Raw genomic sequence first — 13801 nt, forward strand, 5'->3', positions numbered from 1 at the left:
CGTAAAGTCGTGTTTACCGACGCGGGGTGGAGCAGCTCGGTAGCTCGCTGGGCTCATAACCCAGAGGTCGCAGGTTCAAATCCTGTCCCCGCTACTGAAGGCTGAAGGCCCGGATCCCCTGGATCCGGGCCTTCAGCCGTTTCACGGCAAAGAAGCAAAGAAAGAGGGGCCCGGAGCATCGCTCCCGGGCCCCTCTCCGTTCGTTACGCCGCCGCCGCGCAGGCCGGACACAGCCCGCGGTAGGTCACCTCGACCGCCGACACCACGAACCCGAACCGCTCCGCGTCCGGCAGGTCGGCCAGCGGATTGCCCGCCGGGTGCACGTCCCGGATCGCGCCGCACTGAGCGCACACCAGGTGCTGGTGGGGCTTGTGGGCGTTCGGGTCGTACCGCTTGGCCCGGCGGTCCGTGGCGACCTCCAGGACCTCGCCGAGGGACACCAGCTCGCCCAGCGTGTTGTACACGGTGGCGCGCGAGATCTCCGGCAGCTTGTCCACCGCGCGCGCGTGCACCTCGTCGGCCGTCAGGTGAACGTGGTCACCGTCGAGCACCTCGGCCACGACGCGCCGCTGTGCGGTCATGCGCCATCCGCGTCCGCGAAGTCGTTCCAGCAGGTCACTCATGTACACCAGCCTAACAGCGAGGGATTCGGTGTAACTCCCGAACGTGTGCGGACTTGGAACCTTACTTGACTTAGACAAAGTCCATCGTAGGATCGAGTACGACAAGGGCCAAGGACAGGCACAGGCACATGGCAGGAATGACGCAGGAGGCGCACGTGACGCAGGGACCGCTCACCACGGAGGCCGGGGCTCCGGTCGCCGACAACCAGAACAGCGAGACGGCCGGCGTCGGAGGCCCCGTCCTGGTGCAGGACCAGCTCCTCCTGGAGAAGCTGGCCCACTTCAACCGCGAGCGCATACCGGAGCGCGTGGTGCACGCCCGCGGTGCCGGTGCGTACGGCACCTTCACCCTCACCCGTGACGTCTCGCAGTGGACCCGGGCGAAGTTCCTGTCCGAGGTCGGCAAGCAGACCGAAACGTTCCTGCGCTTCTCCACCGTCGCGGGCAACCTCGGTGCGGCCGACGCGGTGCGCGACCCCCGCGGCTGGGCGCTGAAGTTCTACACCGAAGAGGGCAACTACGACCTCGTCGGCAACAACACCCCGGTGTTCTTCATCAAGGACGCCATCAAGTTCCCGGACTTCATCCACACCCAGAAGCGCGACCCGTACACCGGCTCGCAGGAGGCGGACAACGTCTGGGACTTCTGGGGTCTGTCGCCCGAGTCCACCCACCAGGTGACCTGGCTGTTCGGCGACCGCGGCATCCCGGCGTCCTACCGCCACATGAACGGCTACGGCTCGCACACGTTCCAGTGGAACAACGAGGCCGGCGAGGTCTTCTGGGTCAAGTACCACTTCAAGACCGACCAGGGCATCAAGAACCTCACCCAGGCCGAGGCCAACAAGCTCGCCGGCGAGGACCCCGACTCGCACCAGCGCGACCTGCGCGAGTCCATCGAGCGCGGCGAGTTCCCGACCTGGACCGTGCAGGTCCAGATCATGCCGGCGGCCGACGCGGCCGAGTACCGCTTCAACCCGTTCGACCTCACCAAGGTGTGGCCGCACGAGGACTACCCGCCGATCGAGATCGGCAAGCTGGAGCTCAACCGCAACCCGGAGAACGTCTTCGCCGAGGTCGAGCAGTCCATCTTCAGCCCGGCGCACTTCGTCCCCGGCATCGGCCCGTCCCCGGACAAGATGCTCCAGGGCCGCCTCTTCGCTTACGGCGACGCCCACCGCTACCGCGTCGGCATCAACGCCGACCACCTGCCGGTGAACCGCCCGCACGCCACCGAGGCGCGCACCAACTCCCGTGACGGCTTCCTGTACGACGGCCGCCACAAGGGCGCGAAGAACTACGAGCCGAACAGCTTCGGCGGCCCGTTCCAGACGGACCGCCCGCTGTGGCAGTCCACCGCGGTCACCGGCGGCACGGGCAACCACGCCGCCCCGGTCCACTCCGAGGACGGCGACTTCGTCCAGGCGGGCAACCTCTACCGCCTGATGTCCGAGGACGAGCAGGCCCGTCTGATCGAGAACCTGTCCGGCTTCATCGCCAAGGTCTCCCGTGACGACATCGCCGAGCGCGCGATCGGCAACTTCCGCCAGGCGGACGGCGACTTCGGCAAGCGGCTGGAGGCCGCGGTCCAGGCCCTTCGCGGCTGACGGATCCGCTCGCCGAGAGTTGAAGGGCCGGACCCCCTCGGGGTCCGGCCCTCCGGCTTTACGCCGGTACGGTGCTGCGCCGGGCCGGGACCCAGCAGCGGATCACGTCGCGTACGGACACGATGCCGACGGGGCCGCCGTGCTCCAACACGATCAGATGGCGGAAGCCGCCGCGCACCATTGCCTCGGCGGCATCCTGGACGGTGGCCTGCGGGGTGCAGAACACCACGTTGTTGGTGGTGTGCGCGCCCACGGACTCCCGGTCGGGATCGTGGCCCGCGCCGATGGAGTTGAGGATGTCGCGTTCGGTCAGGATGCCGATGCCGCTGTGGTCGGGATCGAGGACGACGGCTGCGCCGACCCGGCGGCCGGACATCAGGCAGGCCGCCTGCCTGAGGGTGTGGGCGGGTCCGAGGGTGAGGATCACGGTGCTCATGGCGTCGCGGACGAGCATGAAGAGAGCCACCTCCTGGGGAGTGTCCTCCGCGCACTTAGAGAAGGTCTTCACAAGCGCACAAGCGGAGGAGTCTCAGATTCCCATGGGTACGCAGGGTCATCAAGAGGGCGCACCCGGTTGTGCGGATGCAGTACCCGGACGGCGCATGCGGCTCAGTCGCGCGGGCGCAGGTACCCCAGCATCTCCTCGTGCAACAGTCCGTTCGAGGCGGCCGCGTTCCCGCCGTGCACGCCGTCCACGCCGTCCAGGCTCGTGAACCGGCCACCCGCCTCCTGGACCACGACCGCGATGGCCGCCATGTCCCACAGGTTCAGTTCCGGCTCGGCGCACAGGTCCAGCGAGCCCTCCGCGACCATCACGTACGGCCAGAAATCGCCGTAGCCGCGGGTGCGCCAGCACTGCCGGGTCAGGTCCAGGAACCCGGGGAGCCGGCCCTGCTCCTCCCAGCCGCTCAGCGAGGAGTACGCGAACGAGGCGTCGCCGAGCGAGCCCACCTTCGAGACGCCGAGCGGTACGGGCGCAGCGCCCAGCGCACCGCCGGCGTACGCGCCCCCGCCCTGCGCCGCCCACCAGCGGCGGCCCAGCGCCGGCGCCGAGACCACGCCGACCACGGGCCGGAAGACCCCGTCGGAGCCCTCCTCCATCAGCGAGATCAGCGTCGCCCAGACGGGGACGCCGCGCACGTAGTTCTTCGTACCGTCGATCGGGTCCACGACCCAGCGGCGCGGGCCGCTGCCCTTGAGCCCGTACTCCTCACCCAGGATGGCGTCGGCGGGCCGCGCCGCCTCGATCCCGGCCCGGACGATCTCCTCGGCGGCCTTGTCCGCCTCGCTCACCGGGGTCATGTCCGGCTTCGTCTCGACCTTCAGGTCGAGGGCTCGGAACCGCTGCATCGTGGCGGCGTCCGCCGCGTCGGCGAGCTCAAGGGCAAGGCGGAGGTCATCGTCATACTCGGGCATGCCCGAACAGTATCGGGACCACCCGGACCCGGCGAACGGCGTCCACGGTGCGACCCTCGGGCGCCCTTGACAGGATCTGTCGGTCCGTCAACTCTGGCGGGGAAGCCGAGCGGGGAATCGGAGCGGGGGAAGTCGAGCGGGGAGGCGCGCATGCCGGCAGCCCGGGAGTCCTTGCTGGAAGCGGCGGGAGCGGCGCTCTTGGCGCGCCCCTGGCCGTCGGTGCGGATGGTCGACGTGGCCGCCACCGCCGGGGTGTCCCGCCAGACCCTCTACAACGAGTTCGGCGGCAAGGCGGGCCTGGGCAGAGCCCTGGTGCGCCGCGAGGCGGACTGGTACCTCGAAGGGGTGGACCGGGTCCTGCGCTCCCCGGCCGCCACCGCCGAGCGCCTCGCCTCGGTCGCGGAGTGGACCGTACGGGCGGCTCGCGCGCGTCCCCTCGTACGGGCGCTGCTGACGGGGTGCTGGGACGGGAACTTACCCACGCCGCCCGGGCAGGGGGTGCGGCCCGGAGTGCCGGCCCCCGGGCCCGGGGAGCTGGCCCGGGCCGTCCGCGACCGGGCCTCGGCCACGATCAGCCCGGGGGAGGGGGCGCAGCGCTGCGAGCTCGCCGTACGCCTCGCGCTGTCGTACGTGATAGCGCCGGGCGAGGAGCCGGGGCTGGGGGAGTTGATGCGGCTGCTGCGCCTGCTCAGTGAGCCGAACCGGACAGCTGGAGGCCGATGACGCCCAGGATGACCAGCGAGATCGAGACGAGTTTGAGGGTCGAGACGAGGTCGCCCAGGAAGACCATGCCGTAGATGGCCGTTCCGGCGGCCCCGATGCCCGTCCACACCGCGTAGGCCGGGCCCACGTCGAGCTTCTTCAGGGCCAGGGTCAGCAGCCCGAAGCTGCCGAGGGCGAAGGCGGCGAAGGCGATGGTCGGCCACAGCCGGGTGAACCCGTGCGACAGCTTGAGGCACACCGCGAAACCGGTCTCCAGGATTCCGGCGACGACCACCAGCAGCCAGGCCATGGCGAATGCCTCCCGCGTCAGGTGACGTCGTATCACGTGGTGCGATTATGCATTTACCAGACCTGGCGCGCGGCAAACCCCGCCGGACGATCAGTCTCCTTCGCGGCGCTCGCGGGTCTCCAGGAGCCGCCGCAGCGAGTACAGGCGCGCCGGATCCGCGTGGCCGTCCTCCACCCACTTGTCGAGCGCACAGTCCTGCTCGTCGTGGCTGCAGGCCCGTGGGCACTCCTCCGTACCGGGAACGAGGTCGGGGAAGGCCAGGATCACGCGGGACGGATCCACGTGGTGCAGGCCGAAGGAGCGCACGCCCGGGGTGTCGATGACCCAGCCGTCGCCGCCCGGCAGCGGCAGCGCGAGCGCCGAGGTGGTGGTGTGCCGGCCGCGGCCGGTCACCGCGTTGACGTGCCCGGTGGCGCGCTGGCGGCCCTCGGCGACCAGCGAGTTCACCAGCGTGGTCTTGCCGACGCCCGAGTGGCCGACGAACGCCGTGATCCGGCCGTTCAGGCGCTCGCGCACCCGGTCGGCGGCGTCGCCCGTCGCCAGCTCCTCGCGGTTGGTCACCACGTAGTTCAGGCCGAAGGTCGAGTAGATCTCCAGGATCTTGTCCGCGGAGGTCAGGTCCGACTTCGTGAGGACCAGCAGCGGCTCCAGCCCGGCGTCGTACGCGGCCACCAGACAGCGGTCGATCATCCGGGGCCGCGGCTCCGGATCGGCCAGCGCCGTGACGATCGCCAGCTGGTCCGCGTTGGCGACGACCACCCGCTCGTACGGGTCGTCGTCGTCCGCGGTGCGCCGCAGGACGGACTTGCGCTCCTCGATCCGCACGATCCGCGCAAGGGTGTCCTTCTTGCCGGTCAGATCGCCGACGATCCAGACCCGGTCGCCGACCACAGCCGCCTTGCGGCCCAGCTCGCGGGCCTTCATCGCGTGGATGGTGCGCCCGTCGACCAGGCAGGTCAGCCGGCCGCGGTCGACGGTCAGGACGAAGCCCTCGGCCGCGTCCTCGTGCTTGGGCCGGATGGTGGTCCGGGGCCGGTTGCCCTTGGGGTTGGGCCGCTGGCGGATGTCGTCCTCGTCGGTGTGCTTGCCGTACCTGCGCATGACGGGGCCCTACGCTCCCGCTCCCGAGAGCATTCGAGCCCACATCTTCGGGAAGTCCGGCAGGGTCTTCGCGGTCGTCGCCACGTTCTCGATCTGCACGCCCTCCACCGCCAGGCCGATCACCGCGCCCGCGGTGGCCATCCGGTGGTCGTCGTAGGTGTGGAACACCCCGCCGTGCAGCGGGCGCGGGCGGATGTGCAGGCCGTCGGCGGTCTCGGTGACCTCGCCGCCGAGCCCGTTGATCTCCGCGGTCAGCGCCGCCAGCCGGTCCGTCTCGTGCAGCCGCAGGTGCGCCACCCCGCGCAGGGTGGACGGGGAGTCGGCCAGCGCCGCGACGGCCGCGATGCCGGGGGTGAGCTCGCCGACCTCGCCCAGGTCCACGTCGATGCCGTGGATCTTGCCGCTGCCCGTGAAGACCAGGCCCGCGTCGGTCAGCTCGCAGGAGCCGCCCATCTCCGTGAAGATCCGGCGCAGCTCGTCGCCGGGCTGCGTGGTGCGGCGCGGCCAGTCCGGGATGGTGACCGTACCGCCGGTGATCAGGGCCGCCGCCAGGAACGGCTGCGCGTTCGACAGGTCCGGCTCCACGACCACGTCACGGCCCAGCAGGGCGCTCGGCGCGACCCGCCACACGTTCGGCTCGCCACCCGCCTCGGGGGTGTCGACCTGGGCGCCCGCCGCGCGCAGCATCTCCACCGTCATCCGGATGTGCGGCATCGACGGCAGGGTGGTGCCGGTGTGCCGGACCTCGACGCCCTGGTTGAAGCGCGGGCCCGACAGCAGCAGCGCGGAGACGAACTGCGAGGAGTTGGAGGCGTCGATCTCGACGACGCCGCCCTCCAGGGCGCCGCCGCCCTGGACCGTCAGCGGCAGCGCGCCCCGGCCGTCGTCATCGATCCGGGCGCCGAGGGTGCGCAGGGCGCTGATGACCTGGCCGAGCGGGCGCTCGTAGGAGCGCGGGTCGCCGTCGAAGCGGATGTCGCCGGCGGCCAGGGTGGCGACGGGCGGCAGGAAGCGCATGACCGTGCCCGCATTGCCGACGTCGATGGTGGCCGGGCCGTGCAGGGCGGCCGGGATGACCCGCCAGGCCTCGCCGCCGGCGCCGTCGCCGGAGCTGGAGGAGGCGGTCTCCTCGATGCCGACGCCGAGCGCGCGCAGGGCGTCCGACATCAGCTGGGAGTCGCGCGAGCGCAGCGGGCGGCGCACCCAGCCCGGCTCGGCGGCGAGCGCGGCGAGGACGAGGGCGCGGTTGGTGACCGACTTCGACCCGGGCACGGTGACGGTGGCGTGGACGGTGCCGTCGGCGAGCGGTGCGGGCCAGAGGGCGTGGAGCGCGGGGGTCTCGGTCATGGCCCCCACTTTAGTGGCTCGCCCCGGCCCCAGATCTTGATCGCACGCTGGTCTCGGAGGTTGGACGCGGCGGTCGGACGCGGAGGTCGGACTCGCCGGCCGGGCCCGGAGGCCGCCTCGGAGGTTTCGCAGGTCGCCTCAGAGGTCGAGGAGCCAGCGCCCGCCGCCGATCAGCGAGCACAGCGCGACGGCGTGGAAGAGGAGCAGCCAGGCCACCGGGTGGACGTGCGTGAGCCGACCCAGCTGGTCCGCGTCGGAATCGGGCGCCCCGCCGTGCCGGCGCTTGGCCCCCAGCTCGAACACCGGCCGCACCCCGCCCAGCAGCAGGAACCACACCACCAGGTACGCGAAGACCGCCTGGACCTCGGCCGGGGCGAGCCAGGAGACCAGTACGAACGCGGCGCCCGACAGCACCACCGTCAGGGCGCCGTACGCATTGCGGATCATCACCAGCATCGCGAGCAGCAGCGCGGTGGCCGCCCACAGCAGCAGCGTGATCCGGTGGGCCGACAGCAGGGCGGCCCCGCCGAGCCCGAGCAGCGAGGGCGCCGTGTACCCGGCCGCGGCGGTCAGGATCATCCCGAGCCCGGTCGGCTTGCCGCGGCTGACGGTGACCCCGCTGGTGTCGGAGTGCAGCCGGATCCCGTCGAGGCGCCGCCCGGTCAGCAGCGCCAGCAGCCCGTGGCCGCCCTCGTGGGCGATGGTCACGGCGTTGCGGGACAGCCGCCACAGGGGGCGCGGTCCCACGGCGGCCAGGGCGGCCAGGCCCGTCACGATCACCAGCCACAGGGCCGGCGGGGTCTGTATGCCCGTGAGCCGGTCCCACAGGCCGGCGGTCGCGGTGCTGTCCGTGGTGCTGTTCATGGAGTGGCGGACTCCTTGCGGTGGTGGGCGGGTGGGATGGCAGTCTGGCAGCCATGTGCGGACGGTATGCAGCGAGTCGTCGGCCGGAGGACCTGGTGGAGGCCTTCGGCATCGAGAAGTGGGAGCCCGAGGAGACCCTGGCCCCCGACTGGAACGTGGCGCCGACGAAGGAGGTCCACGTCGTCCTCGACCGTCCCGTGAAAGACGCTCCGGACCCGCGTCCGGTTCGTCAGCTGCGCACGGTGAGGTGGGGGCTCGTCCCCTCCTGGGCCAAGGACTCCGACGGCGCCGCCCGGATGATCAATGCCCGGTCCGAGACGGTGGCCGAGAAGCCCTCCTTCCGCCGCCCCTTCGCGCAGCGCCGCTGCATCGTCCCCGCCGACGGCTACTACGAGTGGGTCACCGCCCACGACGAGCGGCAGCTGGAGGTCGAGGGCAAGAAGAAGCGGGCCCGCAAACAGCCCTACTTCGTGCTCCCCGCCGACGGCTCCGTCTTCGCCATGGCCGGGATATACGAGTTCTGGCGCGACCCGACGCTCCCCGGCGACCACCCGCAGGCCTGGTGGGCGACCTGCTCGGTGATCACCGCCGAGGCGGAGACCGGGCCGCTGGGCGTGGCCCCCGCCGAGGGGCCGGCCTCGCTCGCCGAGATCCACCCCCGGATGCCGCTGATGCTGACCCCGGACCGCTGGGACGCCTGGCTGGACCCGGCCCGGACCGACACCGACGAACTCCAGGCCCTGCTCGCGCCGCCGCCGGGCGGGCTGATGCGCGCGTACCCGGTGTCCACGGCCGTCAGCAACGTACGCAACAACGGGCCGGAGCTGCTCCACGAGCTGGCCGCGCCGGAGGAGGCCACGCTGTTCTAGGGGGTGTCTTACGGACTGGCCCGGCTCGGGTCCCGGGCAGGATGGGCGCCATGACCACGCGTACGCGCACCGAGAGCGTCGACACCCCGGCGGGCGAGGCCCGCATCACCTGGCATCCCGTCCCCGCCCGTACGGCCGCCCGCCTCGTGCTGGCCGTCAGCCACGGGGCCGGCGGCGGGATCGAGGCCCGCGACCTCGTGGCCCTGGCCGCCGCCCTGCCCGCCCACGGGGTCACCGTGGCGCTGGTCGAGCAGCCGTGGCGGGTCGCCGGGAAGAAGGTGGCCGCCGCGCCCAAGGTGCTGGACGAGGGCTGGCGGGGCCTGTGGCCCGCGCTGGCGAAGCCCGGACTGCCGGTGGTGGCGGGCGGCCGCAGCGCGGGGGCCCGGGTGGCCTGCCGGATCGCCGCCGAGCTGGGGGCGGCCGCGGTGCTGGCCCTGGCGTTCCCGCTGCACCCGCCGGGCCGGCCCGAGAAGTCCCGGGCCGGGGAGCTCACCGGAGCCGGGCGGCCCACCCTGGTGGTCCAGGGCGGCCGGGACCCCTTCGGGCGGCCGGAGGAGTTCCCGCCGCCGACCGGGCAGGCACCGTACGAACTGGTGGAGGTCCCGTACGCCGATCACGGCTTCGCCGTGCCGAAGAAGGCGGACCTGACCCAGGACGAGGCCCTCGCGGTGATCACCGGGGCGGTCGCCGCCTGGCTCGGCGGGCTTCCCCTCTGACGGCCGCGGCCCGGGGGACGGGTTCAGGGACCGGGGTCCGGGGTCCGCGGACCGAGACGGACCCGCGGTGATCCATATCACATCGCGGGCGCGCACCTGACACAGGACGGGAACCCGGCCCCCGACGGGGAATGCGCGGCCCGACCCTTCTGTTGTGCGGGATGTCGGAACGCACGGGATCAGTCGGAGGAGAGGGAGCGCATGACCCAGGTCATCAGCCAGCACCGTCCGCAGGCGGAGGGCCTGGACTGGACGGTCCTGCCCGCGCCCAAGCGCCGCCCGCTTCAGGCGGCGGAGGGCGGGGATGGTCGACTATTCTCCGATTCGAGCGGGTCCGCTTTCGGAGCCGTCACGCAGTCGGAGGAGGTGGGTCCTGTCGCTGGGACCGACGAAGGCCACGCGGAGGAGACGACCCCGGAGCGCAATGCGCGCTTCGAGAGGGACGCCCTCGGCTACCTCGACCAGATGTACTCGGCCGCGCTGCGCATGACGCGCAATCCGGCCGACGCCGAGGACCTGGTCCAGGAGACGTATGCGAAGGCATACGCGTCCTTCCACCAGTTCCGCGAGGGCACCAACCTCAAGGCGTGGCTCTACCGCATTCTGACCAACACGTTCATCAACTCCTACCGCAAGAAGCAGCGTGAACCGCAGCGCAGCGCGGCGGAGGAGATCGAGGACTGGCAGCTGGCGCGCGCCGAGTCGCACATGTCGACAGGCCTTCGTTCCGCCGAATCGCAGGCGCTCGACCATCTGCCCGATTCGGATGTGAAGGAAGCGCTGCAGGCCATTCCGGAGGAGTTCCGCATCGCGGTCTATCTTGCCGACGTAGAGGGCTTTGCGTACAAGGAGATCGCGGACATCATGGGTACACCCATCGGTACGGTCATGTCGCGACTGCACCGTGGCCGCCGTCAACTCCGCGGAATGCTGGAGGATTATGCCCGTGAGCGCGGGCTGGTCCCCGCCGGCGCGGGAGAGTCGAACGACCTGAAAGGCTCGGGCTCATGAGCTGCGGAGAGCCGCACGAGACGGATTGCTCTGAGGTCCTGGACCACCTGTACGAGTTCCTGGACCACGAGATGCCGGACAGCGATTGCACGAAGTTCGAGACGCACTTCGGCGAATGCAATCCCTGCCTGGAGAAGTACGGCCTCGAACAGGCCGTCAAGAAGCTGGTGAAGCGCTGCTGCGGTTCGGACGACGTGCCGACCGACCTGCGCTCGAAGGTCATGGGGCGGATCGAGCTGATCCGTTCCGGCCAGGCCGTCCCCGATCACGACGTGACCGCGGATCCCGCCACCGGCTGATCGAACAACCACCCCTGGAAGCCGAATCGTTCACTCGAAGGTGCTAATCCGGGGGTGCCCGTACGGCGCAATACGAAAATGTGGCCCCCTGTACGAGGGGGCCCCACTTATTCTCCCCAAACGGTGTGCACGGCACAGGGGGAGGAGAGCGCCATGCGGGTACGTCCGCCGGCGGCGCGTCCCCGGCCCCTGTGGGCCGTCATCCTCTGCGCCGTCCTCGCGGCATTCGCCTGCACCGCCCCGGCCTTCGCCGGTCCCGGCACCCCCTGGCCCGCCGCCGCGCTGCTCGCCTTCCTCTACCTCGGCTGTGAACTGGTCAGGATCTGCCCGCTGCCGGGCGACCGGGTCCGGGTCCCCGAGGGCATCGGCTCGTTCTTCCCCGTGCTGCTCGCCGCCGTCTTCCTGCTGCCGCCGGCCGCCGCCGCGCTCGTCGCGCTGCCCGGCGCCTTCGCCCAGCCGGTGGCCGGACGGCCCGCCTGGGTCCGGCGCGTGTGGCACGCGGCGCAGCAGGCCGTCGCCGCCTGGGCCGCGGGGCGGACGTTCGGGCTGCTGGGCGGCGCTCCCTCGGCCGGCCGGCTCGCGGACTTCCCGTACGCGCTGCTGCCCGCGGCGGCCGCGGCCGCCGCCTTCAGCCTCGTACTGGCCGCCCTCGACGGGGGCGTGCTGGCCGCCGCCGAACGACGGCCCCTGCGCACGGCCTGGCGCGGACTGCTCACCCGCACCCTGGTCCCGCACTGGGTGCACGGCCTCGCCGGGCTGATGATGGCCGTCCTGTGGCGCAGCCCGTACGGGCTGCCGGCCGCGCTGCTCGTGCTGCTGCCGATGTACATCTCCTGCTGGGTCTTCGCCCAGTACCACCGCGAACGGGCCGCCCACCAGGCCACGATCCGGGCGCTCGTGCAGGCCGTCGAGCTCAAGGACCGCTACACGCGCGGCCACGGCGAGCGCGTGGGCCAGGCCTCCGCGATGATCGCCCGCGAGCTGGGCATGGACGGCGACCGGCTCGAAGTCGTCCGCATCGCCGGGATCCTGCACGACGTCGGCAAGCTGGGCGTGCCGACCCGGCTGCTGCGCAAGGACGGTCCGCTGACCCCGCAGGAGCGGCGCGTCATCGAGCTGCACCCCGAGTACGGGCACGAGATGGTGCGCGGCATCGGCTTCCTGGGCGAGGCCCGGTCCGCGATCCTGCACCACCACGAGCGGGTCGACGGCTCCGGATATCCGTACGGGCTGACCGGTGAGCAGATCCCGGTGCCGGCCCGGGTGGTGGCGGTGGCCGACGCCTTCGACGCGATGACCTCGACCCGCTCGTACAGCCGGGCCCGGCCGGTGCCGGTGGCCCTGGCCGAGCTGGAGCGGTGCGCCGGGGCCCACTTCGACCCGGTGATGGTGCACGCGCTGGTCGAGGCGATCGGCCGGGACGGCTGGCACCCGGTGGTCACGGCGGACGAGGACGACCTCCAGGTGATCCCGGCCGGTTCCGCCCCCGGCCGGTCGGCGGCGCCCGCCGCCGCGGCCCCCGACCCCGGCGGGCCCGCGCTGTCCGGGCTCCCGGCCCAGGGCGCCCGGACGCGCGTACGGACCGTGGACCCGCGCGCCGGGCGGGAACCGGACGGCGGGGGCGGGGCGTGAGGGGCGTAGCGCTTCGGGGCACGGTCGTGTGGGGGGTGCGCGGGGCCGCCGTGGCGCTCACCCTGGCCGGGCTCGGGCACACCCTGTGGAACGGCGTCGTCGAACCCGGCACCGCCCTGGCCTTCGGCGCCCTGATCGCCTGCGGCGAGCTCGCCCGCCGCGACGGCCGGGACGCCCGGGACGCACCGGACGCGGCCGGCGACCGCCGGCCCGCGCCGCTGGCCTTCACCGGCGCCCTCGCGTACGCCCTGCTCGGCCCGGACGCCGCCCGGCCCACCCACCACGGGGTGCTCCAGATCGTCACGGTCGTCGCCGCCGCGGCGCTCGCCGGGATCGTCCCCCACATCGCCCGCGGCCGCGCTCCCGGCGCCGACCACCTGGCCCGCCGGGTCCTCACCGTCGCCTTCGCCGCCGTCTGCTTCCAGCCGCTCTACAATTCCGGCCGGCTGGAGCACGGGATCGGGCAGGGCCCGTACCTCGTCCTCTTCCTGCTCCTCCTGCTCGGCCTCACCGCCCTGTGCGACGCGGTGCTCGCCGCCGCCCTGGCCCGCGCCCGCACGGGCTGGCCGTACGGGCCCCTGCTGCGCGACGAGCTGCGCGCCCAGCTCGGCATCGGCTCGGCGATCTGCGCCACCGGGGTCGTCATGGCCCTCGGCGTGGCCGTCGCCGGCCTGTGGGCCCTGCCCGTCTTCTGCGTACCCCTGCTGCTGACCCAGCTGTCCTTCCACCGGATCACCGCGATCCGCACCACCTACCGCCAGACCATCACCTCCCTGGCCCGCGCCACCGAGATCGCCGGTCACACCCGGCCGGGGCACTCCCGCCGGGTCGCCGCCCTGAGCTGCGCCGTCGGCCGGGAGCTGGGCCTGTCGGAGCGGGAGCTCACGGTGCTGGAGTACGCCGCCCTCATGCACGACATCGGCCAGCTCTCCCTCGTCGATCCGGTCCGGGCCGGGGCCACCGCCGGGCTGCCCGCCGCCGAGGCCCGCCGGATCGCCGCGCTCGGCGGGGACGTGGCCCGCCAGACCGGGGTGCCCGCCGAGGTGGCCGTCATCGTGGAGCGGCAGGCCGACCCGTACCGGGAGCAGCCGATCGCGGCGCGCATCGTACGGGCGGTCAACGCGTACGACGACCTGCTCGGCGGGACCCGTCACCCGGGCGGCCCCCTCGCGGCCCTGGAGCAGCTGCGGCTGGGCACCGGGCGCGACTACCAGCCAGAGGTCGTGGAGTGTCTCGCAAGGGTTCTGGCCAGGGGCGGACGTGACAGAGTTGTTCCCGTCCCACCTGGGTAACCCATGGGTAAT

The 13801-nt window shown here is 72.4% G+C and carries 15 protein-coding genes and 1 tRNA gene; 9 read left to right on the plus strand and 7 right to left on the minus strand.

Features of this window, described 5'->3' with window-relative positions:
* Positions 1-20 precede the first annotated feature (20 nt).
* Positions 21-94, plus strand: a tRNA-Met gene (locus tag OG509_RS24960).
* 109 nt (positions 95-203) lie between these two features.
* Here OG509_RS24960 and OG509_RS24965 read toward each other — a convergent pair.
* Positions 204-623, minus strand: coding sequence for a Fur family transcriptional regulator (locus OG509_RS24965; protein WP_385583904.1), 420 nt, complete (start codon positions 621-623; stop codon positions 204-206).
* 137 nt (positions 624-760) lie between these two features.
* Here OG509_RS24965 and OG509_RS24970 point away from each other — a divergent pair, with 137 nt between their 5' ends.
* The gene (locus OG509_RS24970; protein ID WP_406187676.1) at positions 761-2230 is read left to right on the plus strand and encodes a catalase; all 1470 of its coding nucleotides are present in this window, start codon (positions 761-763) and stop codon (positions 2228-2230) included.
* Positions 2231-2288: 58 nt separating this feature from the next.
* On the opposite strand, the gene OG509_RS24975 is transcribed toward OG509_RS24970, so the two are convergent.
* Together OG509_RS24975 and hisN are read right to left on the minus strand one after the other, a co-directional pair.
* A complete protein-coding gene (locus OG509_RS24975; protein ID WP_385579452.1) occupies positions 2289-2684 on the minus strand; it encodes a cyclic nucleotide-binding/CBS domain-containing protein in 396 nt (131 codons plus the stop codon).
* A gap of 155 nt (positions 2685-2839) precedes the next feature.
* A complete protein-coding gene (gene hisN, locus OG509_RS24980; protein ID WP_385579433.1) occupies positions 2840-3646 on the minus strand; it encodes a histidinol-phosphatase in 807 nt (268 codons plus the stop codon).
* Positions 3647-3796: 150 nt separating this feature from the next.
* Between hisN and OG509_RS24985 the strand changes: the two genes are divergently transcribed.
* Positions 3797-4369 carry a TetR/AcrR family transcriptional regulator gene (locus tag OG509_RS24985; protein WP_406184728.1) on the plus strand — a complete coding sequence of 191 codons (573 nt, stop codon included), beginning with the start codon at positions 3797-3799 and terminating at the stop codon, positions 4367-4369.
* On the opposite strand, the gene OG509_RS24990 is transcribed toward OG509_RS24985, so the two are convergent.
* The 4 genes from OG509_RS24990 to OG509_RS25005 form a co-directional block, all read right to left on the minus strand.
* Entirely contained in the window at positions 4335-4658 is a 324-nt protein-coding gene (locus OG509_RS24990; protein WP_030153546.1) for a multidrug efflux SMR transporter, read from the minus strand. The genes OG509_RS24985 and OG509_RS24990 overlap by 35 nt on opposite strands.
* A 90-nt stretch (positions 4659-4748) precedes the next feature.
* Positions 4749-5759, minus strand: coding sequence for a ribosome small subunit-dependent GTPase A (rsgA, locus tag OG509_RS24995; RefSeq protein WP_053691826.1), 1011 nt, complete (start codon positions 5757-5759; stop codon positions 4749-4751).
* A 9-nt stretch (positions 5760-5768) separates the two neighbouring features.
* Complete coding sequence (gene aroA / locus OG509_RS25000; RefSeq protein ID WP_406184729.1) at positions 5769-7106, minus strand: 3-phosphoshikimate 1-carboxyvinyltransferase; 1338 nt, start codon at positions 7104-7106, stop codon at positions 5769-5771.
* Between the two features lie 138 nt (positions 7107-7244).
* Positions 7245-7970, minus strand: a complete 726-nt coding sequence (locus OG509_RS25005) for a M50 family metallopeptidase (protein WP_387282815.1) — start codon at positions 7968-7970, stop codon at positions 7245-7247.
* A 53-nt stretch (positions 7971-8023) separates the two neighbouring features.
* On the opposite strand from OG509_RS25005, the gene OG509_RS25010 reads away from it, so the two are divergent.
* The 6 genes from OG509_RS25010 to OG509_RS25035 all read left to right on the plus strand — a co-directional run bounded on the left by OG509_RS25010 (position 8024) and on the right by OG509_RS25035 (position 13789).
* A complete protein-coding gene (locus OG509_RS25010; protein ID WP_406184730.1) occupies positions 8024-8839 on the plus strand; it encodes an SOS response-associated peptidase in 816 nt (271 codons plus the stop codon).
* Positions 8840-8889: 50 nt separating this feature from the next.
* Positions 8890-9555 carry an alpha/beta family hydrolase gene (locus tag OG509_RS25015; protein ID WP_406184731.1) on the plus strand — a complete coding sequence of 222 codons (666 nt, stop codon included), beginning with the start codon at positions 8890-8892 and terminating at the stop codon, positions 9553-9555.
* A 366-nt stretch (positions 9556-9921) separates the two neighbouring features.
* On the plus strand, positions 9922-10566 hold the full coding sequence (locus OG509_RS25020) for a sigma-70 family RNA polymerase sigma factor (protein WP_008741505.1): 645 nt from the start codon (positions 9922-9924) through the stop codon (positions 10564-10566).
* Positions 10563-10865: a mycothiol system anti-sigma-R factor gene (gene rsrA / locus OG509_RS25025; protein ID WP_030153557.1), complete on the plus strand. Its 303-nt coding sequence runs from the start codon at positions 10563-10565 to the stop codon at positions 10863-10865. The genes OG509_RS25020 and rsrA overlap by 4 nt, the downstream gene beginning before the upstream one ends.
* 153 nt (positions 10866-11018) lie before the next feature.
* On the plus strand, positions 11019-12497 hold the full coding sequence (locus OG509_RS25030) for an HD-GYP domain-containing protein (RefSeq protein ID WP_406184732.1): 1479 nt from the start codon (positions 11019-11021) through the stop codon (positions 12495-12497).
* Positions 12494-13789 (plus strand): HD-GYP domain-containing protein, encoded by a 1296-nt coding sequence (locus OG509_RS25035; protein WP_406184733.1) that lies wholly within the window; start codon positions 12494-12496, stop codon positions 13787-13789. The genes OG509_RS25030 and OG509_RS25035 overlap by 4 nt, the downstream gene beginning before the upstream one ends.
* Positions 13790-13801 lie beyond the last annotated feature (12 nt).

Source organism: Streptomyces sp. NBC_01006, assembly GCF_045162725.1.
Taxonomy (GTDB): domain Bacteria; phylum Actinomycetota; class Actinomycetes; order Streptomycetales; family Streptomycetaceae; genus Streptomyces.